This window comes from Mycobacterium angelicum (genome assembly GCF_002086155.1).
GTDB classification, from domain to species: Bacteria; Actinomycetota; Actinomycetes; order Mycobacteriales; family Mycobacteriaceae; genus Mycobacterium; species Mycobacterium angelicum.
Genome location: NZ_MVHE01000407.1, coordinates 1 through 264, shown reverse-complemented (window position 1 = coordinate 264; position 264 = coordinate 1). Strand labels below are relative to the sequence as shown.

Genomic DNA, 264 nt, shown 5'->3' with positions numbered 1-264 from the left:
CTCGATCGACTCGAACCGTTTCGGGAAGTCGGGCCGGTACTTGAGGGTCTTGAACTGGGCCTCAGACAACGGGTTGTCGTTGCTGGTGTGCGGGCGTGAGTGCGACTTGGTGACACCGAGGTCGGCCAGCAGCAGTGCCACCGGTTTGGAGCTCATCGACGAGCCGCGGTCGGCGTGCAGGGTCAGCTGGTCGGCGCTGATGTGCTGGGCGGCAAGGGTTTGCGCGATCAGCCGCTCGGCCAAGACCTTCGACTCACGCGAGGC

General features: G+C 65.2%; 1 pseudogene. It reads right to left on the bottom strand.

The features are described from left to right. A pseudogene (locus BST12_RS30020) lies at positions 1-264 on the bottom strand (IS3-like element IS1141 family transposase); the annotation flags it as partial.